This window comes from Mycobacterium sp. Aquia_213 (assembly GCF_026625985.1).
GTDB lineage: Bacteria > Actinomycetota > Actinomycetes > Mycobacteriales > Mycobacteriaceae > Mycobacterium.
Genome location: NZ_CP113116.1, coordinates 1,287,828 through 1,313,650, shown reverse-complemented (window position 1 = coordinate 1,313,650; position 25,823 = coordinate 1,287,828). Strand labels below are relative to the sequence as shown.

At 64.8% G+C, this 25,823-nt stretch carries 26 protein-coding genes and 1 pseudogene; 13 read left to right on the top strand and 14 right to left on the bottom strand.

Annotation, left to right across the window (positions count from 1 at the left end):
* The first annotated feature begins 66 nt into the window (after positions 1-66).
* Complete coding sequence (locus LMQ14_RS06335) at positions 67-1,098, top strand: GGDEF domain-containing protein (RefSeq protein WP_267733940.1); 1,032 nt, start codon at positions 67-69, stop codon at positions 1,096-1,098.
* On the opposite strand, the gene LMQ14_RS06330 is transcribed toward LMQ14_RS06335, so the two are convergent.
* Positions 1,099-1,611, bottom strand: coding sequence for a DoxX family protein (locus tag LMQ14_RS06330; RefSeq protein ID WP_267733939.1), 513 nt, complete (start codon positions 1,609-1,611; stop codon positions 1,099-1,101).
* A 77-nt stretch (positions 1,612-1,688) separates the two neighbouring features.
* Here LMQ14_RS06330 and LMQ14_RS06325 point away from each other — a divergent pair, with 77 nt between their 5' ends.
* Entirely contained in the window at positions 1,689-3,374 is a 1,686-nt protein-coding gene (locus LMQ14_RS06325; protein ID WP_420714663.1) for a pyruvate, phosphate dikinase, read from the top strand.
* Entirely contained in the window at positions 3,371-3,976 is a 606-nt protein-coding gene (locus LMQ14_RS06320) for a MarR family transcriptional regulator (protein ID WP_267733938.1), read from the top strand. The genes LMQ14_RS06325 and LMQ14_RS06320 overlap by 4 nt, the downstream gene beginning before the upstream one ends.
* A gap of 1 nt (position 3,977) precedes the next feature.
* Here LMQ14_RS06320 and LMQ14_RS06315 read toward each other — a convergent pair whose 3' ends face one another.
* The 3 genes from LMQ14_RS06315 to LMQ14_RS06305 form a co-directional block, all read right to left on the bottom strand.
* Positions 3,978-5,219: a WS/DGAT domain-containing protein gene (locus tag LMQ14_RS06315; RefSeq protein WP_267733937.1), complete on the bottom strand. Its 1,242-nt coding sequence runs from the start codon at positions 5,217-5,219 to the stop codon at positions 3,978-3,980.
* A gap of 13 nt (positions 5,220-5,232) precedes the next feature.
* Positions 5,233-6,126 (bottom strand): alpha/beta fold hydrolase, encoded by an 894-nt coding sequence (locus LMQ14_RS06310; RefSeq protein ID WP_267733936.1) that lies wholly within the window; start codon positions 6,124-6,126, stop codon positions 5,233-5,235.
* Between the two features lie 114 nt (positions 6,127-6,240).
* The gene (locus LMQ14_RS06305; RefSeq protein ID WP_267733935.1) at positions 6,241-6,729 is read right to left on the bottom strand and encodes a VOC family protein; all 489 of its coding nucleotides are present in this window, start codon (positions 6,727-6,729) and stop codon (positions 6,241-6,243) included.
* 84 nt (positions 6,730-6,813) lie between these two features.
* On the opposite strand from LMQ14_RS06305, the gene LMQ14_RS06300 reads away from it, so the two are divergent.
* Complete coding sequence (locus LMQ14_RS06300; RefSeq protein ID WP_267733934.1) at positions 6,814-7,683, top strand: alpha/beta fold hydrolase; 870 nt, start codon at positions 6,814-6,816, stop codon at positions 7,681-7,683.
* A 54-nt stretch (positions 7,684-7,737) separates the two neighbouring features.
* On the opposite strand, the gene gnd is transcribed toward LMQ14_RS06300, so the two are convergent.
* Complete coding sequence (gnd, locus tag LMQ14_RS06295) at positions 7,738-8,766, bottom strand: phosphogluconate dehydrogenase (NAD(+)-dependent, decarboxylating) (RefSeq protein ID WP_267733933.1); 1,029 nt, start codon at positions 8,764-8,766, stop codon at positions 7,738-7,740.
* A gap of 11 nt (positions 8,767-8,777) precedes the next feature.
* Entirely contained in the window at positions 8,778-10,187 is a 1,410-nt protein-coding gene (locus LMQ14_RS06290; protein ID WP_267733932.1) for a glucose-6-phosphate dehydrogenase, read from the bottom strand.
* 124 nt (positions 10,188-10,311) lie between these two features.
* On the opposite strand from LMQ14_RS06290, the gene LMQ14_RS06285 reads away from it, so the two are divergent.
* Positions 10,312-11,157 (top strand): adenylate/guanylate cyclase domain-containing protein, encoded by an 846-nt coding sequence (locus LMQ14_RS06285; RefSeq protein WP_267733931.1) that lies wholly within the window; start codon positions 10,312-10,314, stop codon positions 11,155-11,157.
* On the opposite strand, the gene LMQ14_RS06280 is transcribed toward LMQ14_RS06285, so the two are convergent.
* Positions 11,097-11,285: a hypothetical protein gene (locus LMQ14_RS06280; protein ID WP_267733930.1), complete on the bottom strand. Its 189-nt coding sequence runs from the start codon at positions 11,283-11,285 to the stop codon at positions 11,097-11,099. The genes LMQ14_RS06285 and LMQ14_RS06280 overlap by 61 nt on opposite strands.
* A 21-nt stretch (positions 11,286-11,306) precedes the next feature.
* On the opposite strand from LMQ14_RS06280, the gene LMQ14_RS06275 reads away from it, so the two are divergent.
* From LMQ14_RS06275 to LMQ14_RS06245, 7 genes and pseudogenes are all read left to right on the top strand, one after another.
* The gene (locus tag LMQ14_RS06275) at positions 11,307-12,107 is read left to right on the top strand and encodes an SDR family oxidoreductase (RefSeq protein ID WP_267733929.1); all 801 of its coding nucleotides are present in this window, start codon (positions 11,307-11,309) and stop codon (positions 12,105-12,107) included.
* 14 nt (positions 12,108-12,121) lie between these two features.
* Entirely contained in the window at positions 12,122-12,493 is a 372-nt protein-coding gene (locus tag LMQ14_RS06270) for a carboxymuconolactone decarboxylase family protein (protein WP_267733928.1), read from the top strand.
* A 3-nt stretch (positions 12,494-12,496) separates the two neighbouring features.
* Positions 12,497-13,177 carry a guanylate cyclase gene (locus LMQ14_RS06265; protein WP_267733927.1) on the top strand — a complete coding sequence of 227 codons (681 nt, stop codon included), beginning with the start codon at positions 12,497-12,499 and terminating at the stop codon, positions 13,175-13,177.
* Between the two features lie 124 nt (positions 13,178-13,301).
* The gene (locus LMQ14_RS06260; RefSeq protein ID WP_267733926.1) at positions 13,302-14,171 is read left to right on the top strand and encodes an IclR family transcriptional regulator; all 870 of its coding nucleotides are present in this window, start codon (positions 13,302-13,304) and stop codon (positions 14,169-14,171) included.
* A 714-nt stretch (positions 14,172-14,885) separates the two neighbouring features.
* Positions 14,886-16,703 (top strand): hypothetical protein, encoded by a 1,818-nt coding sequence (locus tag LMQ14_RS06255; RefSeq protein WP_267733925.1) that lies wholly within the window; start codon positions 14,886-14,888, stop codon positions 16,701-16,703.
* A gap of 225 nt (positions 16,704-16,928) precedes the next feature.
* Positions 16,929-19,706 carry a TIR domain-containing protein gene (locus LMQ14_RS06250; protein WP_267733924.1) on the top strand — a complete coding sequence of 926 codons (2,778 nt, stop codon included), beginning with the start codon at positions 16,929-16,931 and terminating at the stop codon, positions 19,704-19,706.
* 137 nt (positions 19,707-19,843) lie between these two features.
* Positions 19,844-21,407: pseudogene (locus tag LMQ14_RS06245) on the top strand (flavin-containing monooxygenase).
* Here LMQ14_RS06245 and LMQ14_RS06240 read toward each other — a convergent pair.
* From LMQ14_RS06240 to LMQ14_RS06215, 6 genes are all read right to left on the bottom strand, one after another.
* Complete coding sequence (locus LMQ14_RS06240) at positions 21,404-21,727, bottom strand: putative quinol monooxygenase (protein ID WP_267733923.1); 324 nt, start codon at positions 21,725-21,727, stop codon at positions 21,404-21,406. The pseudogene LMQ14_RS06245 and the gene LMQ14_RS06240 sit on opposite strands and share 4 nt — an antisense overlap.
* A gap of 372 nt (positions 21,728-22,099) precedes the next feature.
* Positions 22,100-22,699 carry a peptidoglycan endopeptidase gene (locus LMQ14_RS06235; protein WP_420714618.1) on the bottom strand — a complete coding sequence of 200 codons (600 nt, stop codon included), beginning with the start codon at positions 22,697-22,699 and terminating at the stop codon, positions 22,100-22,102.
* Positions 22,700-22,797: 98 nt separating this feature from the next.
* On the bottom strand, positions 22,798-23,307 hold the full coding sequence (locus tag LMQ14_RS06230; protein ID WP_267733922.1) for a nitroreductase/quinone reductase family protein: 510 nt from the start codon (positions 23,305-23,307) through the stop codon (positions 22,798-22,800).
* Positions 23,308-23,328: 21 nt separating this feature from the next.
* Entirely contained in the window at positions 23,329-23,670 is a 342-nt protein-coding gene (locus LMQ14_RS06225; RefSeq protein ID WP_267733921.1) for a hypothetical protein, read from the bottom strand.
* A gap of 29 nt (positions 23,671-23,699) precedes the next feature.
* On the bottom strand, positions 23,700-24,062 hold the full coding sequence (locus LMQ14_RS06220; RefSeq protein ID WP_267733920.1) for a hypothetical protein: 363 nt from the start codon (positions 24,060-24,062) through the stop codon (positions 23,700-23,702).
* A 32-nt stretch (positions 24,063-24,094) separates the two neighbouring features.
* Positions 24,095-24,469, bottom strand: coding sequence for a nuclear transport factor 2 family protein (locus tag LMQ14_RS06215; RefSeq protein ID WP_267733919.1), 375 nt, complete (start codon positions 24,467-24,469; stop codon positions 24,095-24,097).
* 169 nt (positions 24,470-24,638) lie between these two features.
* On the opposite strand from LMQ14_RS06215, the gene LMQ14_RS06210 reads away from it, so the two are divergent.
* Positions 24,639-25,139 carry a nitroreductase/quinone reductase family protein gene (locus LMQ14_RS06210; RefSeq protein ID WP_267733918.1) on the top strand — a complete coding sequence of 167 codons (501 nt, stop codon included), beginning with the start codon at positions 24,639-24,641 and terminating at the stop codon, positions 25,137-25,139.
* A 15-nt stretch (positions 25,140-25,154) separates the two neighbouring features.
* Here LMQ14_RS06210 and LMQ14_RS06205 read toward each other — a convergent pair whose 3' ends face one another.
* Positions 25,155-25,553, bottom strand: coding sequence for a VOC family protein (locus tag LMQ14_RS06205; RefSeq protein WP_267733917.1), 399 nt, complete (start codon positions 25,551-25,553; stop codon positions 25,155-25,157).
* Positions 25,554-25,823 lie beyond the last annotated feature (270 nt).

The window sequence follows — 25,823 nt, the reverse complement described above, 5'->3', positions numbered from 1 at the left end:
GAAAGGGCAGTGCCAGAATTAGCCGAATATCGGCAGCACGGGGGTGTGATCAGGAGAGTTGACGGGATGGGTGTTAGCTTCCCACGCCCATTCGGTCGTCGAGCCTCCCGGCGTTATCGACTTCGGCTACGCGCCAACGCCGGAAGCGGTTTCTACTCGAGCCAACAGGTTCGTCTGCTGCGAATCTATTTGGGCGCCACCACATTCCTCTTCACCTACGGTGTGGTGTTCAGTGTGATTCCGATTCACCCCGGGCTGACGCCGGGGAAGCCGACCGGAGGCATCGTGGCGATCGCCCTCGGTCTCGCGGCCCTGGTCTGGCTGGCCGTCCGGCCCGAAAAACCCGAGCCCGCCACCGCCGTGGCGATCGTGGCCACGCCGATCGTGATGGCCTGCCATGTGGCGATCACCGCCGAATTCGCCTGCCTGATCGCGCCGATGTTTCTCGCGATGTACCTGCGCGCGTTCTACCCGCCGCGCCGTGGCGTGATCCTGGTCGGGGCGCTCACCTTGGCGTCTGTCGTTGCCCTTGCCGTCTCGCACACCGCCCGGCTCTACATTGACTACTTGATCTTCGCGATCGCGATCGTCGGAGCAGCCGAGTCGTTCGGGCTGGTGACGCGGGCCCTGGTCAACGCGGCCTGCACCGATCCGCTGACCCAAGTGCTCAACCGGGCGGGCTGGGAGATCGCCACCGCCGACCTACTGGCGCGCTCCCGTTCGGCGGCGGTCACCGTCACCGTCATCGTGCTCGACATCGACAACTTCAAGACGATCAACGACACCCAGGGACATCTTGCCGGCGACGAATATCTGGTCAGCCGCGCGGATTGCTGGCGAAAACTGGCGCCCGCCAATGCCGTTCTGGCCAGGCTCGGTGGCGACGAGTTCGCGGTGTGTATCGCCGACGACACGGGCCGGCCGCACGATTCGGAGCGGTTTGTCGCCGACGTCCGCCTGCACACCCCGGGTACCAGCGTCGGCAGCGCATCGCAGCGCGGTGAGAGCGCCGATATCCCCTCGCTGTATGCGACCGCGGATGCCGAGCTGTACGACGCCAAGCACCAGGCTCGGGCGCGCGTCGACCCGCTCGGCTGACTAGCCGGCTTGCTTGGCCGGCGGCCGGTAGAAGATCAGCAACTGGCCGACGGCGCCGGCCAGGCCGAGCACCACCGAGATCAGCAACCCGTTCCATCCGATCAGCGGGTCGTTGATCCCGAAGATCACCCAGTCCAGGCTCAGCCGGCCGGGGCCCAATGTGGCCACGGCGATCGCGCTGATCGCCAGGACCAGGTTGTACTCCCAGCCCTCTTTGACGATGAAGAACCCGTTGTGGCGATGGACGGTCCACGCCGCGACCAGCATCAGCGAGACAAAGCCCGCGGCCGGGATCGGGGTGAGCAGCCCGGCTGCCAGCCCCAGCCCGGCGGCGATCTCGGTGGTAGCGGCCACCGTGGCGTGGAACTTGCCCGGCTTCATACCGATGCTCTCGAACCAGCGCGCGGTGCCCGGTATGCGGCCGCCGCCGAAGAACTTGTTGTAGCCATGCGCGGCCAATGTCACGCCCAGCACCAGCCGCAGGATTAGTAATCCGACGTCATAGGGAGTCATACGTGCAAACCTAGATCATCGGCCGGATCGGATAACAGCAGCGGTGAGCGGCCGTGTCTGGCGATCCGTATGGGACCATGGCGGGCGTTCCCGCGTTTGCCGAAATCAGCCGAGCCAAGAGGAGGTGCACCACGGCGCGTATCGCACGAGGCAACAGCACTCCCGGCAACATCGGGCATGCTGACCACACCGTGGTGTTGCTGGACGGCGACGCGGACTATCCGCGGGAGATCGTGGGCAACAAGGGCCACGGCATCGAGCTCATGCGCCGCTACGACCTGCCGGTGCCGCCCGCGTTCTGCATCACCACCGAGGTGGGCCTGCGGTATCTGGCCGACCCCGCAGCGACGCTGGACGCGATCTGGGACGACGTGCTCAGCGGCATGAAGTGGCTGGAGGCCGAAACCTCACGCACGTTCGGCCGGGGCCCGCGGCCGCTGTTGGTCAGCGTGCGCTCGGGCGCCGCCCTCTCGATGCCCGGCATGATGGACTCGATCCTGAACGTCGGCCTCAACGACGCCGTCGCCGACGCACTGGCCGCATCGGGGGCCGAGAAGTTCGCCCAAGACACCCGGCTGCGGTTCATCGATATGTATCGGCGCATCGTGGGCGGGGAATCGCAGTCCGTCCCGACCGACCCGTACGCCCAGCTCCGGACGGGCATCGAGGCGGTGTTCGCGTCGTGGAATTCCCCGCGCGCACTCGCCTACCGCGACCACTACGGGCTCGACGATCGTGGCGGCACCGCGGTGGTCGTGCAGGCCATGGCGTTCGGTAACCTCGGCTCCAATTCCGGTGCCGGAGTGTTCTTCTCGCGCAACCCGATCACCGGCGCCAACGAACCGTTCGGCGAATGGCTGCCCGGCGGTCAAGGCGACGACGTGGTCTCGGGGTTGGTCGACGTCGAACCGATCACCGCGTTGCGCGACGAGCAGCCGGCCGTCTACGACGAGCTGATGGGTGTCGCCCGCACCCTGGAACGGCTCGGGTCCGACGTGCAAGAGATCGAGTTCACCGTCGAAGAGGGCCAACTCTGGCTGCTGCAGACCCGGACGGCCGAACGCTCGGCGCAGGCGGCGGTGCGACTGGCGCTGCAACTGCATCACGAGGGGCTGATCGACGCCACCGAGACCCTGCGCCGGGTGACCCCGGCACACGTCGAGGCCCTGCTGCTCCCCGCGCTGCAACCGGAAATACGTTTGGCCGCACCACTTTTAGCCAAAGGACTGCCCGCGTGCCCGGGTGTGGTCGCGGGCAAGGCCTACACGCAGGTGGACGAGGCAATGGACGCCGCCGATCGGGGCGAGCAGGTCATCCTGGTGCGCGACCACACTCGGCCCGAAGATGTGGCGGGCATGCTGGCCGCGCAGGGCATCGTCACCGAGATCGGCGGGGCCGCCAGCCACGCGGCGGTGGTCAGCCGCGAGCTCGGCCGGGTGGCCGTGGTCGGCTGTGGCACCGGAGTGGCGGCAACGCTGGCCGGCAAGCAGATCACCGTCGACGGCTACGAAGGTGAAGTGCGCGAAGGCAATCTGGCCCCGACCGCGTGGTCCGAGAACGATACGCCCGAACTACGCGAACTCGCCGACCTCGCGCGCCGGGTCAGCCCGCTGCGCGCCCACGCCAGCGGCGACCATCCGAGGCTGGACGACACCTCCGACGCCGCGGTGCGCGCCGCCCTGGAAAGCGGCCGGACCGACGTGCTTTCACCCTCCCCGCTGATCGTCATGCTGGCCGCGCTGCGATTGACGAGCAACCCATGACCGAATTGGCTGTGCTGCAAGCGGTCCGGCTCAAGGGGCGGGTCACCCCGGCCGAGCTGACCGCCACCCTGGACGAAGACGTCGACGATGTCGCCCAACAGCTCACCGCCTCCGGCTTACTGGTCGGCGGGCCGGCGTTGCGGATCAGCCCGAGCGGCCGCGACCGCCTGGACGCGCTGCTCGCGCAGGAACGCGACGGTGTCGACGCGGCCGCGATGACCGCCGCCTACGACGAATTTCGAAGCGTGAACACCGATTTCAAGGCGCTGGTCACCGATTGGCAGCTCAAGGGTGGCCCCGGGGGCAAACCCAACGCGCACGACGACGCCGAATACGACGCGGCGGTGCTGGCGCGCCTCGACAGGGTACACGCCAGGGTGTTGCCGATCATCGAGGCGGTCGCGGCGCAGGCGCCGAGATTGAACGCCTATTCGGTGAAACTGATTGCGGCACTTGACAAAGTCAAATCCGGCGACCGCACCTGGCTGACCCGGCCGCTGATCGACTCCTATCACACCGTGTGGTTCGAGTGGCACGAGGAGCTGATCGGCGTCGTCGGGCTGACACGTGCGGAAGCCGCCAGATCCGGTGATGCGCAATAACTTAAAGGGCGGCGTTCAGAAGCTCCAGATAGGCGTCGATGTCGGGGATAGCCGATTCGGCCGCGTGCACGCTGATCGCGATGGTCTCGCCAATGCCGTGCACCCCATGAGTCAGACCCATCGCGGACGACAGCGCGGGATAGGTGGCCGTCAACACCACCGGACGACCCCCGAAGTTCAAATCGGCGGGACCGCGATTGTTGCTGGAAACCACGGTATTGCCCAGCACCTGCGCGGGCCGCGCATCCGGGTCGAACAGCGAAACGCCCCAACGCAGTAGCGGCGCGGGCATTGCGGCGAAAGCCCGGTCGGTTGACAGGGTGCCCGGATGCTCGAATCGGCGCCGACCATCGGCCAGATCGGTCGCGATCCGCTGCGCCCGGGCGTCCCGATCGAGCTGCGGGTACAGCCCGACGACGACGTTACCGAAGTGGTTATTTGCTTGGCGCACACCAGATTTAGCCATCGGAACTTCGGCCCCCAACGCATCGGCCGCATCGCCGAACAGGCGCGACAGGGCCGCGGACACCGCGGCCAGTACTCCGACCGTGACCGTCGGACCCGGTATTTGTGAGCGGTGCCGCACCAGCGTGCGCACCGAACGGGTGCCATCGGGGCGGGCGTTGGTGGGCAGCGGCGGCCGGTACCCGATTCCCGGTGCCACCAGCCCGGCCTGGGTATCACGAACCAGCCGGCGATGGCTTCGGGCCGCATCGACGGCCCGCCAGGGCAGAAAGCCGCTCGCAGGCCGTTGCACCTCGGGTACCGGCGCAGTCCGGCCGAAGAGCCAGGCCGCCAACGCCGAAGCACGGACGCCGTCGGCCAGCGCGTGTGGGACCTGCATCACCGCAACGCTGCTCGGGCCACCGTTGCCCGGAATGCCGAAGACCGGCGTGAATACGTGTACGCGCCAAGACATCCGGCGCATGTCCAACTGGTCGTCGGCGAGGCGGACCACTGCCTGCAGCAATCCGTCCCAACTGCAATCGGCTAGGGGGTGTGGGATCACCCAATCAGGTCCAACCGCGGTCGGCACCCACTGCGGATAACTCAGCGGCGACCCCTCGTGGACCCGCAACCCCAGATCCGGGCAGGCGCGGGCACGACCGACGACCTGCTCCATGGCCTGCTCGAGATCGGCGGGTTCGCCGTCGAACGCGTAGAGCATGAAGTCGTCATTGTGAAGTTTGGCCGACATCCAGTAGAACTGCGCATCGATGGCGGCCATTCGGCGCGCGGCCACGGCGTCAGCCGGGTCAGCCGACGAACGCAAGCACCCGCTCGGCAATCTTCTCGGGCTGTTCAAGCTGTAGGAAATGCCCGGCATTGTCGATGATCGCGACGTCGCTGCCGGCGGGCAGCACCTTTTCGGTCCAGTGCGCGAAAGCCGGAGTCATGCAACCGTCGTCGCGGCCATGCAGGTACAACGTCGGCAGGATGGGCGCCTCGGTCCACAGCTGGTTCAGTTCGGCATACCGCTGCGGCGGCCGGGTATTGCGCAGTGTCGCCCGGTAGGTCCCCAGCGCCGCGCGCCAACTTTCCGGTGTTCCGATCGCGGCGTCGACGTGGCGCAGATCCTCGTCGGCACCGCGATAGCCCGGAGACCACCGCCGCCACAACCGCGGCAGCACCCAGGATGCGGAACGTTCAGGCAGGAAAGGCAATTGGAAGTAGAACATGTACCAGCTGCGCAGCAGCTGACGCGGTATTTGACGGGCCAGCCGACCCCGCTCACTGACCTGGCCGCGGAAGGCGGCCGAGACCGGCACCGACATGATCACGGCCTTGACGAACGGGCTGTTGGGCATCGCGGCCAGGCCGGTGGCCGCCAGCGCGCCCCAGTCGTGTCCGATCACCACGTCGCGGTCGGTGCCCCCGGCGGCCTGCCGCGCCCGCAGGGCATCGTCCATGATCGCGCCGACGTGATAGCTGCCGTCGTCCGGAATGGACGAGGGGGCATATCCCCGCATGAACGGCGCGACGACGCGCCAGCCGGCGGCGGCAAGCAGCGGAGCCGTCTTGCGCCAGCCGTAGGCGGTGTCGGGGAAGCCGTGCAGACACAACGCGATCGGGGCGTCGGCTGGGCCCCAGGTCAGCGCCTTCAGGTCCGCGGGAGGGCCCGGCACGTCGATCCACCGCGGCTCGGTCATCTCGGGTAGTCCGCCATGTTCACTCCTGTTCGGCGCGTCCGCACGGACCAACCTAACGCGTGCGGGTCCAGACCGCACCGACCGGAGCCGAAAAATCTCTAAACCCTTACGGCATCAAGGGTTTTCACCCGACGCCTGGGCGGCCGCGCGCTCGAGGTCGGCGAGGACGATCTTGCGCATGCCGTACATCGCCTGGGTCGCTGCCGTCGCGCAGGCCGGATCGGGATGACTCACCAGCTCGTAGAGCCGGTTCGGGATGACCTGCCAACTCAGCCCGTAGCGGTCCTTACACCACCCGCACTGCGATTCCTCACCACCGTCGGTGAGCCGGTCCCAGTAGTAGTCCACCTCGTCCTGGTCCTTGCAGTCGATCGTGAACGACACCGCCTCGCTGAACGTGAAGTGCGGTCCGCCGTTGATCCCGATGAACCGGTTGCCGTCCAGCACGAACGTGCCCGACAACACCGAGCCAGGCGCACCGGGGCCCGCGTCGGTGGCTCTGTTCCAATCCTCGATTCGCGAGTTCGGGAACACCGAGGAGTAGAACGTCACCGCCTCCTCCATGTTGTGGTCGAACCACAGCGAGGGCGTGATCGATGGCACGGCAGTCTCCTACTCCGTTGGGTTTTTCCTGTTAGACCCGAGCGACCGCGAGAACTCATCGAGCGACTATGTAACGTCAGTTCGATGAGCACGGTGAGCAGCAGTCCCGAGACGGTCAAGTTCGCTGGTGAGGGCGGTATCGGCCTGGTCGCCGACGAATGGAACCGCGACGCCGCGAGCACGGGCCGACCGTCGATCCTGATGTTGCACGGCGGCGGCCAAAACCGATTCTCCTGGAAGAACACCGGCCAGGTCCTGGCCGACGAGGGCTTCCACGTCGTCGCGCTGGACAGCCGCGGGCACGGCGACAGCGACCGCGCGCCGGGCGCGGATTACGCGATCGAAACCCTGATGGCCGACGTCCTGCACATCCTCGACGCCATCGGCCGCCCCGTCGTGCTGATCGGGGCCAGCATGGGTGGGTTGACCGGCATCCTGGTCGCCGACAGCGCGGGCCCGGCGAAGGTAACCGGATTGGTGCTGGTCGACGTGGTGCCGCGGTACGAGAAGACCGGCAGCGCCCGCATCCGGGATTTCATGCTGACCAACCTGCACGGTTTTGGCTCCCTCGAGGAGGCGGCCGACGCCGTATCCGCCTACTTGCCGTACCGGGAAAAGCCGCGCAGCCCCGAAGGGCTGCGCAAGAACCTCCGGATGCGCGACGGACGCTGGTACTGGCACTGGGATCCGGCGTTCATGACCGCCCCCGGGGACGATCCGGAACTGCGCACCGAGCACTTCGAGCAGGCCGCGGCGGATCTGAAGATTCCGGTCCTGTTGATCCGTGGCAAGCTCTCCGACGTCGTCAGTCCCGAAGGCGTCAAGCACTTCCTGGCGACGGTTCCGCGTGCGGAGTTCGTCGAGCTGTCCGACGCCGGACACACGGCGGCCGGCGACGACAACGACGCCTTCAGCGACGTCGTGGTGGAGTTCGTCAAGCGGCTGACGGGCTGAGCCCGATGGCGGCGACCGGCATCGCCCGGCTTCGCCGCCCTCGCCATCGCCGCGTCAGCCACCCACTCCCGGTTTCTCCGCGTGCCCGCCGAACTGCTTGCGCATCGCCGACAGCGCCTTGTTGGCGAAGTCGTCGAGGCTGCGTGAGGCGAAGCGCGACTGCAGCGCGGTGGTGAGCACCGGTGCGGGCACACCCTCGTCGATCGCCGCGATGGCGGTCCAGCGGCCCTCCCCCGAGTCGGAGACCCGCCCGGAGAATTCGGACAGGGTCGGCGATTCGTGCAGTGCGATCGCGGTCAGGTCCAGCAGCCAGGAGCCGACGACGCTGCCGCGGCGCCACAGCTCGGCGACGTCCTCGATGTCGAAGTTGTACTGGTAGCACTCGGGATTGGACAGCGGCGCGGTTTCAGCGTCGCCCGCTTCGACGCGCTTGCCGATGTCGGCATTGCGCAGGATATTCAACCCCTCGGCGAGGGAGGCCATCATGCCGTACTCGATGCCGTTGTGCACCATCTTCACGAAGTGCCCCGCACCGGACGGACCGCAATGCAGATAACCCTTTTCGGCTTGCGCGACCTCGCCGTCGCGGCCCGGGGTACGCGGCGCGGCGTCGACGCCGGGCGCGATGGTCTTGAAGAGCGGCTCGGCGTGCTCGAACGCGTAGTCGTCGCCGCCGATCATCAGACAGTAGCCGCGCTCACGACCCCACACCCCGCCACTGGTACCGCAGTCGATCAGGTGAATCCCCTTCTCGGCCAGCAGCTTTGAGTGCTTGAGATCATCACGGTAGTAGGAGTTGCCACCGTCGATCACGATGTCGCCGGACTCGAGCGTCTTGGCCAGCTCCTCGATCACCGATTGGGTGATGGTGCCCGCGGGGACCATCACCCAGACGACGCGCGGCGCGGTCATCTTCTCCTTCAGCTCCTCCAGGGAGTACACACCGGTGGTGTTCGGCTCGTCGGCCATCGCTTTGACGGCGTCGGAATTGTGGTCGTACACAACGGTTTCGTGCCCGTTGTCGGCCACCCGGCGAGCGATGTTGGCGCCCATTCGGCCCAGGCCGATCATTCCCAGCTGCATTTCTGGTCTCCTTACTGTTCGGACTGCGTTTTTGGAGGGAACCACGGGTCTTGCCAATGGCGGTGACCGCGGACTAGCGACTGCGCGGCCTCGGGCCCCCAGGACCCGGGCTCATAGGGGTGGATTTCGCTCGGCTTGTCGAGCAGTGGCTGGACGATGCGCCACGTCTGTTCGATGCTGTCTTCCCGCGCGAAAAGCTGCCGATCGCCGGTCAGCGCGGCGTGCAACAGCAGTTCGTACGGCCCCTCTGCTTCGCCGAGGTCCGTGGCGAACAAGGAGTCCAGGTGGACGTCGTGCCACTCGCCGTCGACCTGACCCGACAACTGCAGTCGCAGACCCGGGTCGGGGTCGATGCGCAGCACGATCTGGTTGGGTTCGGCCGCCCGGCGGTGCGGCAGGAAAGCCAACTGGGGAACGCGGCGCAGAAACAGCCGCACCTCGGTAACCTTCTCCGGCAGCGCCTTTCCGGCCCGCAGGAAGATCGGCACCCCGGACCAGCGCCAGTTGTCGATCTCGGTCCGCAGCGCAATGAAGGTCTCGGTCTGCGAATCCTTTGCCACCCCGGCGACGTCGGTGTAGCCGTGGTACTGACCCCGTACGCAATGGTCGGGATCCAGCGGCGGCATCGCGCGGAACACCTCGGACTTCTTGTCGTTGAGGTCGTCGGCGCTGCCCCCGACGGGTGGTTCCATCGCCACCGTCGCGAGCACCTGCAGCAGATGGTTCTGCACGACATCGCGCAGGGTGCCGACCTTGTCGTAGAACCGGCCGCGGTCGTCGACGCCGAAATTCTCGGCCATCGTGATCTGGATCTCCGACACGCTCTGGCGGTCCCACAGCGCGGCCAGCGCCTGGTTGGCGAACCGGAGGCATTCGAGTTCCACCACGGGCTGCTTGCCCAGGAAGTGGTCGACCCGCAGGATTTGGTCTTCCTCCAGCACCGCGTGTAATCGCTCGTTGAGTTCGCGCGCGGAGTCGAGGTCGTGGCCGAACGGCTTTTCCACCGCGACGCGTGCGCGTTGCACCAGGCCCTCTCTTGCGAGGCCCTCGACAATCGGCGCGAACAACGCCGGCGGCATCTCGAGGTAATACAGCGGGCGGTAGTCGGAACCGATCATCTCGGCGAGCCGGTGGTAGAGATCGCGGTCGGTGACGTCGCCGTGCACGTAGTCCAACCGATTGGCCAGTCGATCGAACACCGCGTCGTCGATCTTCTCCCCGGCGTCGTTGATCGCGCCGCGCGCCCGCTCGATCAGCTCCTCGACGCTGATCTCGTCGCTCGCCACACCCAGGATCGGGCAGTCCAGCAGGTTGCGGCGCTCGAGCCGATACAGCGCCCGAAACGTCATCTTGCGGGCCAGATCGCCGGTAATTCCGAAGATCACCAGCAGGTTAGACGAATCACCGCCGTCGTCGGCCAAGACCGAACCTCCCAAAAGTCACCGGATCGGTTCACTTGAGATTCACTACCCGGGGGTGATCGCACTCAACCCTAGACACTGCTGATAGGGCCGACAACCGGAAGCCATCGCGTGCTTTGCAAGGATGCGTGACGTGGGTGATGCATTGCATATCGCGGTCTACGTCCTAGCCGGCGTTGCCGTGATCGAAGCCTGCGCACTCGGTGTGATCTGGAGGTTGCTTGTTCGTAGCCGCGAGGAAGCCGAGGAGTTAAGGCAACGTGCCGACGCTCGCAATCGGCTGATATCCGGAGGCCGCGGGGCCGTCAAGACGGTGTGGAACACCGCCAACGTGATGCTCAAGGAGGGGTTCGGGGCGGCGGTGCGCAGCAACATCGAAGACCTCGCCGATTGGGCCGAGGTCGAACGCCCCGATCTCGCCCGGGTGACGCCCGACGGGCGGGTGGTGATTCTGTTCTCCGACATCGAGGAGTCCACCGCGCTCAACGAACGGATCGGCGACCGGGCCTGGGTCAGGCTGATCAGCTCGCACGACAAGCTCGTCTCGGGGCTGGTGAAGCGCCGGTCCGGCCATGTGGTCAAGAGCCAGGGCGACGGCTTCATGATCGCCTTCGCGCGGGCCGAACAGGCGGTGCGCTGCGGCATCGACCTTCAGCACGAACTGCACAAGGACGCAAAACGCAAGCGGCACGAGGAGATTCGGGTGCGAATCGGCATCCACATGGGGCGCTCGGTACGCCGCGGCGACGATCTGTTCGGGCGCAACGTCGCGATGGCGGCCCGCGTCGCCGCCCAAGCCGTCGGCGGCGAGATCCTGGTCAGCCAATCGGTGCGCGACGCCTTGAGCGGCTGTGCCGACATCGGCTTCGACGACGGCCGCGACGTCGAGTTGAAGGGCTTTACGGGCAGCTATCGCTTATACGCGGTGGAGGTCGAACCCGAGCCGGCGTCGGATTCCGCCAGCCGCTGATGCAGCCTCGAACGGATCTCGTCGGGGGTGTAGGCGCGGCGTTTGCGTTGATCACGCACGACCAGCGCGCCCCCGGCGACGACACCGGCGGCGCCGGCCAGGCCGATCCACTTCCAAATGCTGCGCATACTTGACACGCTATTACCGCCATGGACACCCTTCGCGACAAGGTCGCCGTCATCACCGGAGCGGCCAGCGGCATCGGTCGTGCCATCGCCTACACCTTGGCCGAGCGGGGCGCCCACCTCGTGGCGGTCGACCGCGACGACGCGGGCATCCAAGTGCTCGCCGATGAGCTGAACGACCGGGGCGCCGCGGTCCTACCGCATCGCGCCGACGTGTCGGATCCCGCCGCGTTCGAACGCATTCGAGACGCGAGTTTGCAGCGGTTCGGCCGGGTCGACATCGTGGTCAACAACGTCGGAGTCCTGACAAACGGCCTGCCACAAGACATTCCCGTCGCAGAGTGGCAACGCATCCTCGACATCAACCTGATGTCGGTGGTCGGAAGCAACGCCGCGTTCCTGCCGCTGCTGCTGGATCAGGGCAGCGGACATCTGGTCAACACCGCCTCCTTCGCCGGACTCTTCACCTACTCCTACGACCGAATGCCGTATGCGGCAACCAAAGCCGCGATCGTCCAGATCAGCGAGGGGCTGGCAATCTACCTGCGGCCCAAGAACATTGGCGTCACCTTGCTCTGCCCGGGGCCGGTGCTGACGAATATCGCGGCCGACGTGCCGACCTTCGGCGACGGCGCCCCACTGCGCACTCCCGGCGAGCAGTTCGACTTGCTCGACCCGGCGACCGTCGGGGACCTGGTCGCCGACGCGATCCTGCACAACCGATTCTTCGTGCCCACCCATCCCCAAGTGGTCGAGGAGTTGCGCCGTCGCCTCGAGGACTGGGACGGCTACATCGACTACCAGATCTCCCGAAAACCCTTATGAAAGGTGATAACCCGATGACTGATGCGCGCGCTCAGGGCCTGGAAGTCTTCAAGGAGATGCTGCCCGGCCTGATCCCGGACAACGCCACCAGCCTTAGTGACGACGGCGTCGCCGGCGAACTCCTCGAGCTGGGCCTCGATCATGTCTTCGGATCGCTGTGGACGCGGCCCGGATTGGACCGCCGCTCGCGCAGCCTGGTCACCCTGGGAGCGCTGATCGCGTTGCGGGCCTCCGAGGAACTGAAGGCACACTTCCCGATCGCGCTGCGCAATGGCTTGACGATCGATGAAATCAGCGAGGTCATCTACCACATGACCGGCTATGCGGGCTATCCGGCGGCCGCCAGTGCCCGCGCTGTCGCGCGTGCCGTGCTGGCGAACTCCTAAGCCATGCTCACCCTTGACCAGGCGCTGAACGAGACCCGGACGGGCGATCTTTGGCTCTTCCGTGGCCGAACGGGACCCGACCGGGCGATCCAAACGTTGACGAACGCGCCGGTGAATCACGTTGGCATGACGGTGGCCATCGACGACCTGCCGCCGCTGATCTGGCATGCCGAATTGGGCGACAAGCTGGTCGACATGTGGACCGGAACCAACCACCGCGGCGTGCAGCTCAACGATCTGCGCCAGGCCGTCCTGCAGTGGGGCGAGCGCTACCACCAACGCTGCTGGCTGCGCCAGCTGACTCCGCACGCCACCCGCGAGCAGGAAGACAAGCTGCTGCGGGTGATCGCGCGGATGGACGGCACCGCGTTTCCGACCACCGCACGCCTGACCGGCCGGTGGTTCCGCGGGAGGTTGCCGACCGCCTATGACTGGGTGCGCGGGATCCCGGTGGTGGACAAGAAAGTTCGCGAGCAGACCCGACGCCGTCGGGAAGAGCGCAAGATAAGCCTGGCCACGGCCTATTGCGCGGAGACAGTGGCGATCACCTACGAGGAGATGGGACTGCTTGTCACCGACAAGGACGCCAACTGGTTCGACCCGGGCAAGTTCTGGAGCGGCGACACGCTGCCCCTGGCACCGGGATATCAACTGGGCGAAGAAATCCAAGTGGTCGTCGGCTAGTACACCTGGTCGGCCGACATGGGCAGGTCGACTCGCGGGCCCTATGCTTGCTTGTGTTGAATATTCGACGTATCCCGGAAATATGACACGTGGCAATGGTCGGCTGAGGCGGCCAGGTCGGGCCATGCCGTCTCCGCCCACCGAGAGAGTCATCGCGGTGATGCAGCTGCTGAGTGCTGAACCGCGCCGGCAATTCTCATTGGCGGAGATGTCGCGAAGGTTGGGGCTCAGCCGGGCGACCGGACACGCGATCATGATCACCTTGGTGGCCCATGAGTGGGCAACGCGTGACCCCCAGACAGGCGGTTACAGCGTGGGACCGGGATTCGCCACCCTGACTAGGCCCGATGCATCGATATTGCGTGCGGAACTCAAGAGCCTGGCTTCCGATATAGAGATTCCGGTCATGCTCACCCAACTGCAGGACAAGCAGATGGTGATCATTGACGTTGCCGGTCAAGGTCTTTCGGCTGGGTATCCGGTGACTCGGGGGATGCGTTTGCCCATGTTGGCTCCGTTTGGGCGAGACTTTGTCGCGTGGGCGAGTCCAGAAGCCCAGAACGGATGGCTGCGAGCCATCGGTGAACCCACCGCGCTGCTACGCAGCCGGATTGAGACCGTGTTCAGCGAGATCCGCCAGCGGCGCTATGTGGTGGAAAGAATGAGTCGGGAGACCATGCGAGTCTGGGCGGCTTTGCAAGCCCTGACCCGTGATGGCGAGATCGATGTCGTCGTCGCCCGGCTGGCGAACACCCTGGCCGAGGAGACCATCATTGACGCGCTCGAGGGCGAAATGGGCTCCGGAACCACACTCAACATCGCCACCATTAACGCCCCCCTGTTCGACACCAATGGCGTAGTGACGATGTCGGTAAGCGTGACGCCGTTCGGGAAGCTGGACGGACCGACCGTGCGCTCTCTGGGCGAACGACTCCGTGCGGCCGCCAGAGACATGGAGAAGCGGCTCGAGATGGGTACCGCACCCAGCCACTGAGCAAGTCGGTGCCAACCCGACAGTCTGAAACCCCTTCCACTGCAAGAGATCTGCTGAACTCGGCCGCGGTGCCGACCCACGAACGCGCTTAGCAAAGCCGCGTCCGGACAAACAGTCGATGAAAAAACGCCCAACGCCGTCGCTACTCCCGGCCGGAGGACTTGACGGCTATACCCACCGCGCTTACGTTAATTATCGAATGCAGTGTCGAATAACCGACACATGCGCTGGTCCAGGAGTCCGAGCCAAAGGATCTGCAGATGCCACCAGCGAGAATTGAGCAACCAACGCGTCCGGCGTCGTCTCGTCCGGAAATCACTCGACGTTGGGGGCCGCCTCGCACCAGAACAGCGCCGCTAGGACGGCGGGTTGCGCCCGCGGCTGGCCTGCTGCTGGTCGTTTATCTGGCCGCGGTGGAGTTGCAGCCGTCCATCGTTGACGCCCTACCGTCTGGTTTGCGGTGGTTCGGCCGGCCCGGATCGACGGTGACAATCGCGATCTCGGTGGCGTTTCTGGCAGCCGTGTGTGTGCTGACCTTCCGATCGAGCGCAAGCCACCGGGTGGTCGGTGTTTCGTTCACCGTCATCGCCGTCCTCTTCACCGTCAGCGCGATCCTGGGCCTGTGCGCGTATTGGGGATGTCACGACGCGGATCATCCGGCATTCTTCACGCCGCTGATGGAGACCGCCCAGATGATCAAGGGCGACCCACGCGATGCCACCATTTCGGGGAAACTTTGCCCGCGTCACCCCGGTCGGACTCCAAGTAGCGCGGTTGGCGGCGTTGGCGGCGATCTTCACCGGTTTGGGTGGCGTCGTGGCCGGGATCTTCCGCTCTCAGCTGGACCGGCTGCGGGCCAACCTCGCCGAGTCCGTCACTGCCATCGTCGGTGTCGACGACGACACCGAATCGATGATCGGCGCAGTCGCGCGGACGCTCGACCGGCGCGGCACCCTGGTCGTGATCACCAACACCGCGAATGACCGCACGCAGCGGGCCCGCATGCAGGGCGCCCGGGTGGTGCTGGTCGACTTCGACAACCCGTCCAGCCTGGCGTCGCTACGGTTGTGGCGGCATTTGTCGCGGCTCTACTTGATGACGCCCGACCCGTCAGTCAACCTGTTGTGGCTGGACGTGATCGGTGATCGAGTCTCCGAGGTGGCGCACAAGCAGCGGTTGCCCCTGATCGTGCGGATGGACGACCCCTGGCTGGCCCAGGCGTGGCGCGCCCAGCAATTCGGCGGCTCCGACACCCGATGGGCGGCCGATGTGGTCGGTAAATACGAGGTGACCGCGGGCCGGCTCCTCGACGGCATCATCGCGACGGGCCGAAACAATCGTGTATTCGTCTGCGGCACTTCGCAATTGACCCTGGCGTTGTGCGCGGACCTGACCCAACGCGCCCTGGAACGCGACTTCTACACCCCGCCCGGAACGGTCCCACTGCCCGCCCTCACCCTGGTCGACAGGGATGCCGAGGAGTATTTGCGCGATCACGAGTTCTACCGCCGGCAAGCCGGATTCATGTCACAGGGACCAGCCATCGACGCGATAGCCGAGGCGCCGACGATAACCACTCTGCTGCGTTTGATTGGCGATTCCGATCCCGCGACCAGTGCGGTGATCTTGGTGGACAACCATTCCGCGACAACCGGTACCAGGCTGGCCGCCCGCTTCCCCGATATGGCGATCTTCGCCTGGGACCAAAGCGCCCGCGGCGCCGACGATTCGTCGCGGGTTGTCGGTTTGCTGCAGTCCTACTCCCTGGTGCTGGACACCCGCGAGGGTCAAGTCCAGGATGCGTGGGAACGCGCGGCACGGTTGATCCATGAGCGCTACGTCGCGACGATCGACCCGGAGGGCCCCCGCTCCCCCGCCGCGATGCCATGGGCCGAGCTCAACGAGTTCTACCGCGGGTCCAACCGGCGCCAGGTCCGCAACGCCTTATGGATGGTGGAACAGATCGCCGGACATACCTGGAACACCTGGGGCAACCCACCCGCGCAGCTGTCCGGAAGCGACATGGCGGGATTACCACCGTTGCAACAACTTGCTCTGATGGGCTTCGATCACGACTCGGCAATGAGCATGGCAAGGGCCGAGCACGAGGACTGGTGTGACTACTACCGGCGCAACGGCTGGAAATACGGTTCGCCGCGCGACGACTCGCACAAGATCCACGACAAGCTGGTCGCCTGGTCGGTGGTCGAGAGCAACCACCCGGATCTGCTCAATGCCGCGGTGCGAAGTTTGGCGGGCACGTTGTGGAGCATGCGCCAGTTGGGCTTTCGGTCACGCCCGGTATGGGAGAGCTCCACTCGAGTCGGGACCGTCGCCGAACAACGCAGCGCCCCACGGACACGGACGTCGGACTCGGGACACACCATGCACGCCGACGCCGACGAGTGGGCGGTGCGGGAGGACGGCAAGGACTGGTCAAATCAAGCCGAGCCGGCGCAGGTTGGCGAGACCGTCAAAACAGCAGGCCGCGGCACGCCGGTAGCCCTGGACTGTGGTCCGACACCGTCTTGACGGCAATGCCCGACACTACTATGTTTGCGTCGTATAGCCGTTCCTGGTGCCGAATTTTCGACATAGACCAAGGGTTCTCACTATGGTTCCGCTAACGAAGCGACCAAGCGGCAAAGTCCTCACACTCCGTTCCACAGCGGAAGCGTCATGGGATTGCAATTAGGGCCAGAAGTTTGGCCCGGATCCCCCCGGCCTTCGCCCGGTGCGACTAACATTTCGCAACCGATGGGAACGCAATCCGTCGGCGCGTCCAGCCCACGAGCTCACACCGAATACCACGCATTCCTGTCTTATTGCCACCGTGATCGCGCGGTCACGACCGCGATTCAAACAGGCTTGCACAAAATTGGGCGGCGGTTCGGTCAACTGCGCGCGCTGCGAGTGTTTCGCGATGACACCGATCTGACGGCCGCTCCGGACTTGTGGGGCCGAATCACCGATGCGCTGGATCGCGCCCAGTACCTGATTCTGGTCCTCTCGCCCCAGGCGGCCGCCTCGTACTGGGTGAACAGGGAAGTCAGTTACTGGCTCGAACACCGCGGGCACGAGAACCTGATCATGGTGGTCGCCGAGGGCCACATTCAGTGGGACACCGAAAATTCGAGATTTGACCCGCTGCTGTCCAATGCTGGACCTCCGGCGCTGACCGAGCCCGGTGCACTGCCGGCCGAACCCCTATTCATCGACGTCAGCGGTCACGCGCCATGGGACCTGGGCGACTTGGTCTTCCGAGACAAAATCACCGCGCTGGCCGCGCCCATCCATGGCAAGCCCAAAGACGAATTAGCCAGCGACGATCTCCGAGAACAGCGCCGTTTCCGCCGCCTGCGGGCGGCGGCGGTCGCAGCCCTTGCCGCGCTTACGGTAATCGCGCTAGTGGCAGCGTCATTCGCGGTCGTGAAGGGACGAGAAGCCATCCAGCAGCGCCGCGACGCGTTGCAGCAGCGCGACGAGGCGATTGCTTCGCGTCTCAACAAAGAAGGCGCCGACATGCTGGCCTGGGCCAATCAGGGCGGTGACGTCAAGGCATTCCAGGAGATCCTGGCCGCCGGCAGATTGGCGCCCCAGCAAGACGACGGCGCGCTTCTGCACGCGGTAGCAGTCCGTGCGACGACGTCACGAATTGTGGACATCGGTTCGGACGGGTTCTCCGTCGCCTACAGTCCCGACGGGCACCGTATCGCCACGGGTGACGCCTGTGGCATCCGGCTGTGGAACGCCGACACCGGTCAACCGATCGGGGACCCGCTGCTGGGACACACCGCCGATCTCGCCAGTGTCGCGTTTAGCCCCGACGGCCACCTGCTCGCTAGCGGCAGCTGGGACGGCACTATCCGGTTGTGGAACGCCGACACCGCAAAGACAATTGGCGAACCGCTGAAAGGCCGCGCCGGCGCGGTACACAGTCTGGCGTTCAGCCCCGATGGGCATCGACTCGCCAGCGCGGCCCAAGACGGCACCGTGTCGCTGTGGAATGTCGACACGGGACGGCCGCTATTCCCTGCAATCAAAGGACATCGGGCCGCCGTGAGGTCTGTGGCCTTTAGCCCGGATGGGCACCGCCTGGCCAGCGCCAGCCTGGATAACACTGTGCGGCTGTGGAATTCCGACACCGGTCAACCCATCGGTCAACCCTTCATCGGACACACCAGTGGGGTACTTACTGTCACCTTCAGCCCAGACGGGCATCACCTGGCGAGCGCGGGGGATGACTGGTCAATACGCCTCTGGAATGCCGCCACCGGTCAACCGATCAGCACGGCCCACATCGACGGCGCCGCGGTCTTTCAGGTGGCATTCAATCCCGATGGACACACCCTGGCCAGCGCCAGCACCGATGCGACTGTGCGCCTGTGGGATCCATACACCTTGAAACCACTCGGGCCGCCGCTTGTCGGACACTTCGCACAGGTCATGTCGGTGGCGTTCAGCGCCGACGGGCAACACCTTGCCAGCGTCTCGCGTGACCACACCCTGCGGCTGTGGAACATCAACCAACGCATCACCGGCCATACCGACGTGGTAACCAGCGTCGCGTTCAGCCCCGATGGACACCGACTAGCGACCGCCAGCGGCGACGAAACCGTGAGATTGTGGAACGCCGACACCGGCCAGCCGCTGTTGCAGCCGCTCAGCGGACACCAAGGCGGCGTAAACGGTGTGACGTTCAGCGGTGATGGACGTCGCGTCGCGAGCGCAGGCCAAGACGGCACAGTGCGGGTGTGGGATGCCGCCACCGGCCAGCCGCTGCTGCCGCCTCTGCTCGGACACACGGGCGCCGTCACCAGTGTGGCGTTCAGTAGCGACGGTCACCGCCTGGTGAGCAGTGGTTACGACCACAGTGTGCGAGTGTGGGACGCCGACACCGGCCAGCCGCTATTACCACCACTTTTGGGACACGACGACGTTGTCAACGGGGTCGCGTTCAGTCCTGACGGGCATCGTTTGGCAAGCGGTAGCTCGGACGAGACGGTCAGATTGTGGAACGCCGACACCGGCCAGCCCATCGGCGGTCCCCTGCGGGGACATGTCGAGTCCGTCAACAGCGTCGCGTTTAGCCCAGATGGTCACAGTCTCGTTAGCGGAAGTCTTGATCAGACTGTGCGGTTGTGGAACGTCGAGAGGGGGCAGTCGATCGGTAAACCGATGACGGGACACCTTGCCTCAGTTCAGGATGCAGTTTTCAGCCCTGATGGGCGGTACGTCGTATCAGGTAGCCGCGACCGCGCGGTACGACTGTGGAACGCGGGCGATCAGCGACCAGTCATGGAGCCAATAGCCATGAACTCGGCCGTGTTCGCCGTGGCATTCAGTCCCGATGGAAGGCGCATTGCAACCGCCGGTGACGACACCACCATTGAGCTGTGGCCCGCTGTCGCGACGCCAGACATGTTGTGCAGCAAGATCGAGGACAATATGAGCCGACAACAATGGCAGGCCTGGATATCGCCGGACATTGGTTACATCACGACATGTCAAGGGCTTCCAATCAAAGCCGACTGACAAGCACGTTCGTTAACATCTACGGCACCAACAGTTCTCATTGAATCGTTCTCCAAATATATTGCAGACAAACCATTTACGCGTTAACGTAATGAGTGGCAGTGGTCACCCATAGCGCAATTCATAGGGAGCTTGCAATGACGGTAAGTCCCCAGCGCGTCGGCGACGACAACGGCGACCTGGACAGCTACGACCTCATCATCATCGGCGCCGGTATCTCCGGAATCGGCGCGGCCTACCGGATCCTGCAGCGCAATCCACAACTGAGCTACACGATCTTGGAGCGACGCAACCAAATTGGTGGCACCTGGGATCTGTTCCGATACCCGGGCGTTCGCTCCGACACGTTCGATCTACACGCTCTCCTTTCCCTACGAGCCCTGGGTCCACCAGGAAGCGGTCGCCAGTGGCGACCAGATTCGCGAGTACCTGACGAGGACTGCGCACAAATTCGGGATCGACCGTCACATTCGGTTCGGCAGCTATGTCCGCTCTGCGGAATGGAATTCAGCTACGGACACCTGGACGGTCACCGCTGCGCAAGACGGAGTCGAGCGGTCCTACCGCGCTAGGTTCGTCTTCTTCGGATCCGGCTATTACAACTACGACGACGGGTACACCCCCGACTTGCCGGGTGTCGAGCGGTTCGGCGGCGCCGTCGTACATCCGCAGCACTGGCCTCCGGAACTCGATTATTCGGGCGCGAACGTGGTGGTCGTAGGTAGCGGAGCCACCGCGGTGTCGTTGATCCCGTCGCTAGCAAAGCGAGCCGCAAGAGTCAGCATGCTACAGCGCTCGCCCTCCTATCTCATGCCCGGGTCGAGGCGCAGTGCGTTCGCCAATGCCACGCGTAAAGCGTTGCCACGCAACGTAGCTCACCGGATACTTCGACAGCGCTTTGCGCTTTCTGAGGCCATGACATTCCTTTTCGCGCGCAGTGCGCCGGCCATCATGAAGTGGTGGTTGCGCCATTTGGCGGTCAAAAATCTGCCCCGGGGCTATGACGTCGACACGCACTTCAAGCCGCGGTACGACCCATGGGATCAGCGGCTGTGCCTGATACCCGACGCCGACTTGTATAACGCCATCAGCGACGGCCGGGTCGAGATGGTCACCGACCACATCGACCACTTCGACGCCACCGGTATCGCGCTGAAGTCGGGTCGGCATTTGGACGCCGACATCGTGGTTACCGCAACCGGTTTACGACTTCAGGCGTTTGGCGGGGTACGGATCAGCCTCGACGGCAGTGAGATCAATCCGCAGGATCGCTTCGTCTACAAGGCGCACATGCTTGACGAGGTGCCCAACCTGTTTTGGTGCGTGGGCTACACCAATGCCTCGTGGACACTGCGTGCCGACATGATCGCCCGGGCCGCAGCAAAGCTGCTGGCGTACATGATATCTCGTGGCTACACCTACGCCTACCCGCAATGTGGCGAGCAGCCCATGCCGGAGAAACAGCTGTGGGATCTCAAGGCAAGCTACGTCTTACGCTCCCCGGATGCGCTCCCTAAATCCGGCACCAGGCGGCCGTGGAAGGTCGGACAGAACTATCTCGCGGACGCGGTCGACAATCAGTTTGACCGGATCGGGGAGGCCATGGTCTTCGGCCGAGCCGTCGACCGAGCGTCGCTAGGCCCAGTCGAACTCCACTCTGAGGTAGCCGCCAGCACCCACGGCGCTCGACACGGCGGCTAGTCGACCGTCATCTCCCCCATCTCGGACCAGCCCGTCCCGTCGATCGTCTGACTGATGATCTTGGGCGTCGACTTCAGCGCCTGCGGAAGCTCTTGCATCGCCTGCTTGAAGTGATCGCTGTTGACGTGGACACCGCCGGCGTCACCGTCGCGGAACGCCTCGACCAAGACGTACTCCGCAGGGTTCTCCAGGCTGCGCGACCACTCGAACCACAGGTTGCCCGCTTCGGCGCGGGTGGCCGCGGTGAACGAGGCAACCAGGTCCGGCCAGCGGTCGGCCCAGTCGGGTTTGGTTTCGAACTTGACGACGATGAAGATCATTGCGGTCCCCGCTCGTGCTCGCAGCTCCCAACGCGCTTGCCTACCCATCCTGGGCGGCCAGCGCCAGGATATATGGGCCGCCGGGGCGGCCCAGGTGCGTGCTGTGACAGGAGTGGCATTTCGGGTCCGTGTGGCCCCTGACTCACCGCAACAGCAAAGTCCGCCTAGATGTCTGAATTGACGTCTAGGCGGACTTTGCATTGGTTGTGCGCTAATCGGATTTGCGCCGGCCTTCAGGAGAATGTGACGTAGCCCACAACGATGTGGTTTCTACGACTACTTCACTGATCCCAGCACGCAATGCGATCAGTGTGATCCATGTCGCAGTTCTTTCTGCGAAAAAAGATAACGCTTGCGCAATCCGATTCTTTATCAACTCGGAATTCCGGGATTGCCGGGAGGCGGCAATTCCGGGGCCGGCGGAGCCGGCATGTCGGGCGCCACGGCACCAACCAAAACGGCCGGTGCATCCGGCGGCGGAGGTGGTGCGTCCGGCGGCGGAGGCGGCAGACGGGGCAGCCCCATTGGAGCGCCGTCACCGTCCGGCGGCATCGGCAAGAACATGTGGTGCGTGAATCCGGGCTGGTAAGCGCCCGCACCACCGACGTGCACCCCGCCACGCTCGCCGCTGGACACCGGGGTGCCGTCCGGCAGGGTCACTGCCGTGTGGCCACCGTTCCAGCCGACAACCAACGCGTTGGGAGCCGTGCCATATTGAAAGCCCCGCGCCAAAAGCGCGGCTTCTTCATTTCCAGTATTAAATCGGTCTCCGTAAACCGGCCTGTCGGTTGCCGCATTGACAACCCACGAGACAAGTCCCGAACAATCGGTACCCGCAGGAGAATCTCCACCCACAATATAGGGCGTCCCGGATACCTGATTGATCAGCGACATCAACGATGCAAGAACAATCATGCCGAGGGACACTAGCAACAAGATAGTTAGCAAGCCAAAATTTGTGGCGTGCATCACCTGTCAATTAAATAATGGCGTGCGCCGCACGTACAGCAAATAAGTCACGGGAATGCATATTTCTCGAAACGGTACTGCTGAGCCGGCTTGGCCAGGCCCTATCCCGCCGGCGCGGGCTGGAGGCGGAAAACCGGAATCCGTCGCCCCAGGGCAGCGGCCTTGACCCGGTAATCGCCGTAGTTGACGCAGACGTGCTCGGCAAACGTGTACAGCCGCTCGTAGTCGTCGGGATCGGTGACCTCCACCGCGACGAAGCTCTCGTCGCCCAGTCGGCATTCCGGGTGAGCCTTCAGGTTGTGGTACCACTGCGGGTTCTTGGGCTGTCCCAGATACGAGGCGACCAGGATCGCGTCAGGCCCATCGTGGAAGTAGGCGAGTTGATGCTCGCGCGGCTGACCTGATTTGGCGCCCGTGCTGATCAACGGCGCCGACGACAGCCCGCCAAGGATGGACGGGTAGCGCCCTCCCGTTGCCCGATACAGCCACGGATCGATGTGCCAGAACAGGTGCCGCGCCATGAAGCCGCCGGTACGCGAGCGGCCGAATCGCTCCAGCGCCCGATACCAGCGGCCGTACTCCTCGGTCGGGTCGACGTAATGCAGCGGCATGCGGCGACCCTACCGTCTGGTTTACGGCTGGTTCCCGAGCAGGTGCGGGTAGGGATCGCTGTCGGCGCCGACCGATTCCGGCATCGGGTAGTACGTCTTGATTAGCAGGTTGCCGTCGTCGTCCCAGACGAATGTCTCGATGCTGTAAGCCATTTGGACGTCCGGTTCGGTACCGAAGTGGTTCTCGCAGACCCACGCCATCTCATGCTTCTCCGCGGTACCGACCGGATCGAACATGCGGACCTCGCCCGGGCAGATGGTCCGCCACGATGCCACCCATTCGTCTTTCTTGCCCGCGTTCCACAAGTCGGCATGCTGTGCCGCGTGGGCAAGGCGTGCCTGACGGCTGGGAACACCACTCATGTCCGATTCTCCTTCGTGCCGGCGTCGGGCTACACCGGCGTCCATATTCCGTTGTTGAAGAATCCCCACACACCGGTGGTCGGGTTCCACATCAGGTGAGCCTGAGGCGCCCACGCCGGTGGCGGCGGGGCTGGCGGCGCCCACGGCGGCGGAGGTCCCCAGGGTCCCCAGCCCGCCGGTGCCGGGCCTTGCCAGTCGTGGCACTGATTCCAGTCCCAGTGATAGCTGGTACCCCAGGCCGGATCCCACTGCTGACCGGGGCACCAGTGGTTGCTGGGCACGGGGGCCGGAGCCGCCGCAGCAACACCGCCGGCCAGGCCCAAAGCGGACAACGCCACCCCGCTACCCACCAATAGCCGAACCCACGGTCTGGTGCGCATTACCGTCGCCATCTCCTAAGAATGGTCGGCCCGCGACGTCACCGCTAGTGTTCGACGAACTGAGCGCGCGACGGTCCCGGCTCGAACGCTTCCCCGAAGTACTGGGCTTCGTGGACCACTTCCCCGCCGTCGAATTCCATGATGCTCACCACGTAGAACGGTTGCTCGTCGTAGGTGAGGACGAGTTCGCTGATCCAGAGATCGCCGCCACCCAGCAGCCGGCGCACGGTGAATCGCTTCGAGTTCGGCTGCGCGGCACGCGACGCCTGGATGTTCTGTCGACCTCGGATGCGCTCGCCCGATTGCGGATATTCGAGCACCGCATCGTCGCGGTAGATTTCGTGCTCGGCGTCGAAGTCGTTCGCGTCCGAGGCCGCCCAGTGGCGCCGTAGCGCATCGCGCACGTCGTCGTCATGCATCGCGAGTCTCGCTTCCCGGTCAAAGCATCAGTCTGCGCCGCTAACCGTGGAAGCGAAACTCCGGCGCGACCCTGTTGGCGGGCTCATGGTTACATGATTGCGCCCGGCGAAGTCAACGACGCAGGTTCAGTCCAATCACCTTCGCCCCGTCTACGTTTAGGAGCCACCCATGGGCGACGCCGATGCCGCCGCGATCCGAGCAGCGCGAGGCGACTGGATCAGCGAGCACCTCGAGTCCTATCTGAGCTCCGGTGGCACCCGGGGCCACATCCTGGACCTGAGTGCGATCGGGGGCCGTGCGATGACCACGAACTGCTTGATCAAATGTGTGGGTCGCAAGTCGGCGAACGTTCATGTCCGGCCGTTGATCTACGGTAACTTCGGTGGCGAGATCGTGATCGTCGCATCGAAGGGCGGTGCCGACACTCATCCGGGTTGGTACTTGAATGTGTTGGCGAGCACCACGATCGGCGTGCAGATCGCAACCCAAGCGTTCGAGGCAACGTGGCGAGAACCCGAAGGCGAGGAACGCCATCAGGTGTGGGCGTATATGGCCCACCTGTACCCGCCGTATATCACTTATCAGCAGTCGACCAGCCGTCAAATCCCGTTGGTGATGTTGACACTCGGTCGGCCGATCGACGTCTTCACTGCGGACGAGTCGCAATAACCGTCGGTCGGATCCTCAACGCCCGAACTTCGCGCGCGCCTCGTCGGTCACCGGCGTGAACAGATTGACCAGGTTTCCATCCGGGTCGCGAAAAAGCAGCGCGCGATTGCCCCACGGCATTGTCGTTGGCTCGGTCACGATCTCGCCGACGCTCCCCCTGAGTCGCTCATATTCGGCGTCCACGTCCTCGACGATGAACTCCAGGATCGCGCTGCGGTTGGCGGCCGCTTCGGCGGAACCCGCGCCGAACAGCGGCACGGTTTTGTCACTTCCGATGGCCAGCGTTCCGATGGCGGTCGGAATCTCGGCGAACAGATCGTTGCCCCAGACCGGGGCGGTTTCGGTGACCAGCTCGTAGAAAGCAACGAGCCGTTTGACGTCTGCGGTGATGATGCGGGTCGAAATGAACTTCATAACCAGGACGTTAGCCACGCCCTCCGACAACTATTGCGCGTCGGCTACGGCGATCGAAGGATGGTGATCGCGCCGTCAACCTTCTTGAAGGGTTTGAAAGCGTCCTCGGGAACACCGAAGACGGCCGACAACACCCGCGGTGGAAGCCTGCTCAGGGACTCGCCGATGCCGATGTTGTCTTTGTCCTCGGGCGCACTGGTTGGTCGAAACTCTCGTGATTGCCGTTCCCGTCGATGGCCACCCAAGCCGCGACTCCCTTGAGGACGATGT

What these genes read in the sequence shown, in the direction of transcription:
- LMQ14_RS06335 (WP_267733940.1), top strand. Translation starts at nt 67, where the DNA reads ATGGGTGTTAGCTTCCCACGCCCATTCGGTCGTCGAGCCTCCCGGCGT.
- LMQ14_RS06330 (WP_267733939.1), bottom strand. Translation starts at nt 1,611, where the DNA reads ATGACTCCCTATGACGTCGGATTACTAATCCTGCGGCTGGTGCTGGGC.
- LMQ14_RS06325 (WP_420714663.1), top strand. Translation starts at nt 1,689, where the DNA reads ATGGCGGGCGTTCCCGCGTTTGCCGAAATCAGCCGAGCCAAGAGGAGG.
- LMQ14_RS06320 (WP_267733938.1), top strand. Translation starts at nt 3,371, where the DNA reads ATGACCGAATTGGCTGTGCTGCAAGCGGTCCGGCTCAAGGGGCGGGTC.
- LMQ14_RS06310 (WP_267733936.1), bottom strand. Translation starts at nt 6,126, where the DNA reads ATGACCGAGCCGCGGTGGATCGACGTGCCGGGCCCTCCCGCGGACCTG.
- LMQ14_RS06300 (WP_267733934.1), top strand. Translation starts at nt 6,814, where the DNA reads ATGAGCACGGTGAGCAGCAGTCCCGAGACGGTCAAGTTCGCTGGTGAG.
- gnd (WP_267733933.1), bottom strand. Translation starts at nt 8,766, where the DNA reads ATGCAGCTGGGAATGATCGGCCTGGGCCGAATGGGCGCCAACATCGCT.
- LMQ14_RS06285 (WP_267733931.1), top strand. Translation starts at nt 10,312, where the DNA reads ATGCGTGACGTGGGTGATGCATTGCATATCGCGGTCTACGTCCTAGCC.
- LMQ14_RS06280 (WP_267733930.1), bottom strand. Translation starts at nt 11,285, where the DNA reads ATGCGCAGCATTTGGAAGTGGATCGGCCTGGCCGGCGCCGCCGGTGTC.
- LMQ14_RS06275 (WP_267733929.1), top strand. Translation starts at nt 11,307, where the DNA reads ATGGACACCCTTCGCGACAAGGTCGCCGTCATCACCGGAGCGGCCAGC.
- LMQ14_RS06270 (WP_267733928.1), top strand. Translation starts at nt 12,122, where the DNA reads ATGACTGATGCGCGCGCTCAGGGCCTGGAAGTCTTCAAGGAGATGCTG.
- LMQ14_RS06265 (WP_267733927.1), top strand. Translation starts at nt 12,497, where the DNA reads ATGCTCACCCTTGACCAGGCGCTGAACGAGACCCGGACGGGCGATCTT.
- LMQ14_RS06260 (WP_267733926.1), top strand. Translation starts at nt 13,302, where the DNA reads ATGCCGTCTCCGCCCACCGAGAGAGTCATCGCGGTGATGCAGCTGCTG.
- LMQ14_RS06255 (WP_267733925.1), top strand. Translation starts at nt 14,886, where the DNA reads ATGCCACCATTTCGGGGAAACTTTGCCCGCGTCACCCCGGTCGGACTC.
- LMQ14_RS06250 (WP_267733924.1), top strand. Translation starts at nt 16,929, where the DNA reads ATGGGAACGCAATCCGTCGGCGCGTCCAGCCCACGAGCTCACACCGAA.
- LMQ14_RS06240 (WP_267733923.1), bottom strand. Translation starts at nt 21,727, where the DNA reads ATGATCTTCATCGTCGTCAAGTTCGAAACCAAACCCGACTGGGCCGAC.
- LMQ14_RS06230 (WP_267733922.1), bottom strand. Translation starts at nt 23,307, where the DNA reads ATGCCGCTGCATTACGTCGACCCGACCGAGGAGTACGGCCGCTGGTAT.
- LMQ14_RS06225 (WP_267733921.1), bottom strand. Translation starts at nt 23,670, where the DNA reads ATGAGTGGTGTTCCCAGCCGTCAGGCACGCCTTGCCCACGCGGCACAG.
- LMQ14_RS06220 (WP_267733920.1), bottom strand. Translation starts at nt 24,062, where the DNA reads ATGGCGACGGTAATGCGCACCAGACCGTGGGTTCGGCTATTGGTGGGT.
- LMQ14_RS06215 (WP_267733919.1), bottom strand. Translation starts at nt 24,469, where the DNA reads ATGCATGACGACGACGTGCGCGATGCGCTACGGCGCCACTGGGCGGCC.
- LMQ14_RS06210 (WP_267733918.1), top strand. Translation starts at nt 24,639, where the DNA reads ATGGGCGACGCCGATGCCGCCGCGATCCGAGCAGCGCGAGGCGACTGG.
- LMQ14_RS06205 (WP_267733917.1), bottom strand. Translation starts at nt 25,553, where the DNA reads ATGAAGTTCATTTCGACCCGCATCATCACCGCAGACGTCAAACGGCTC.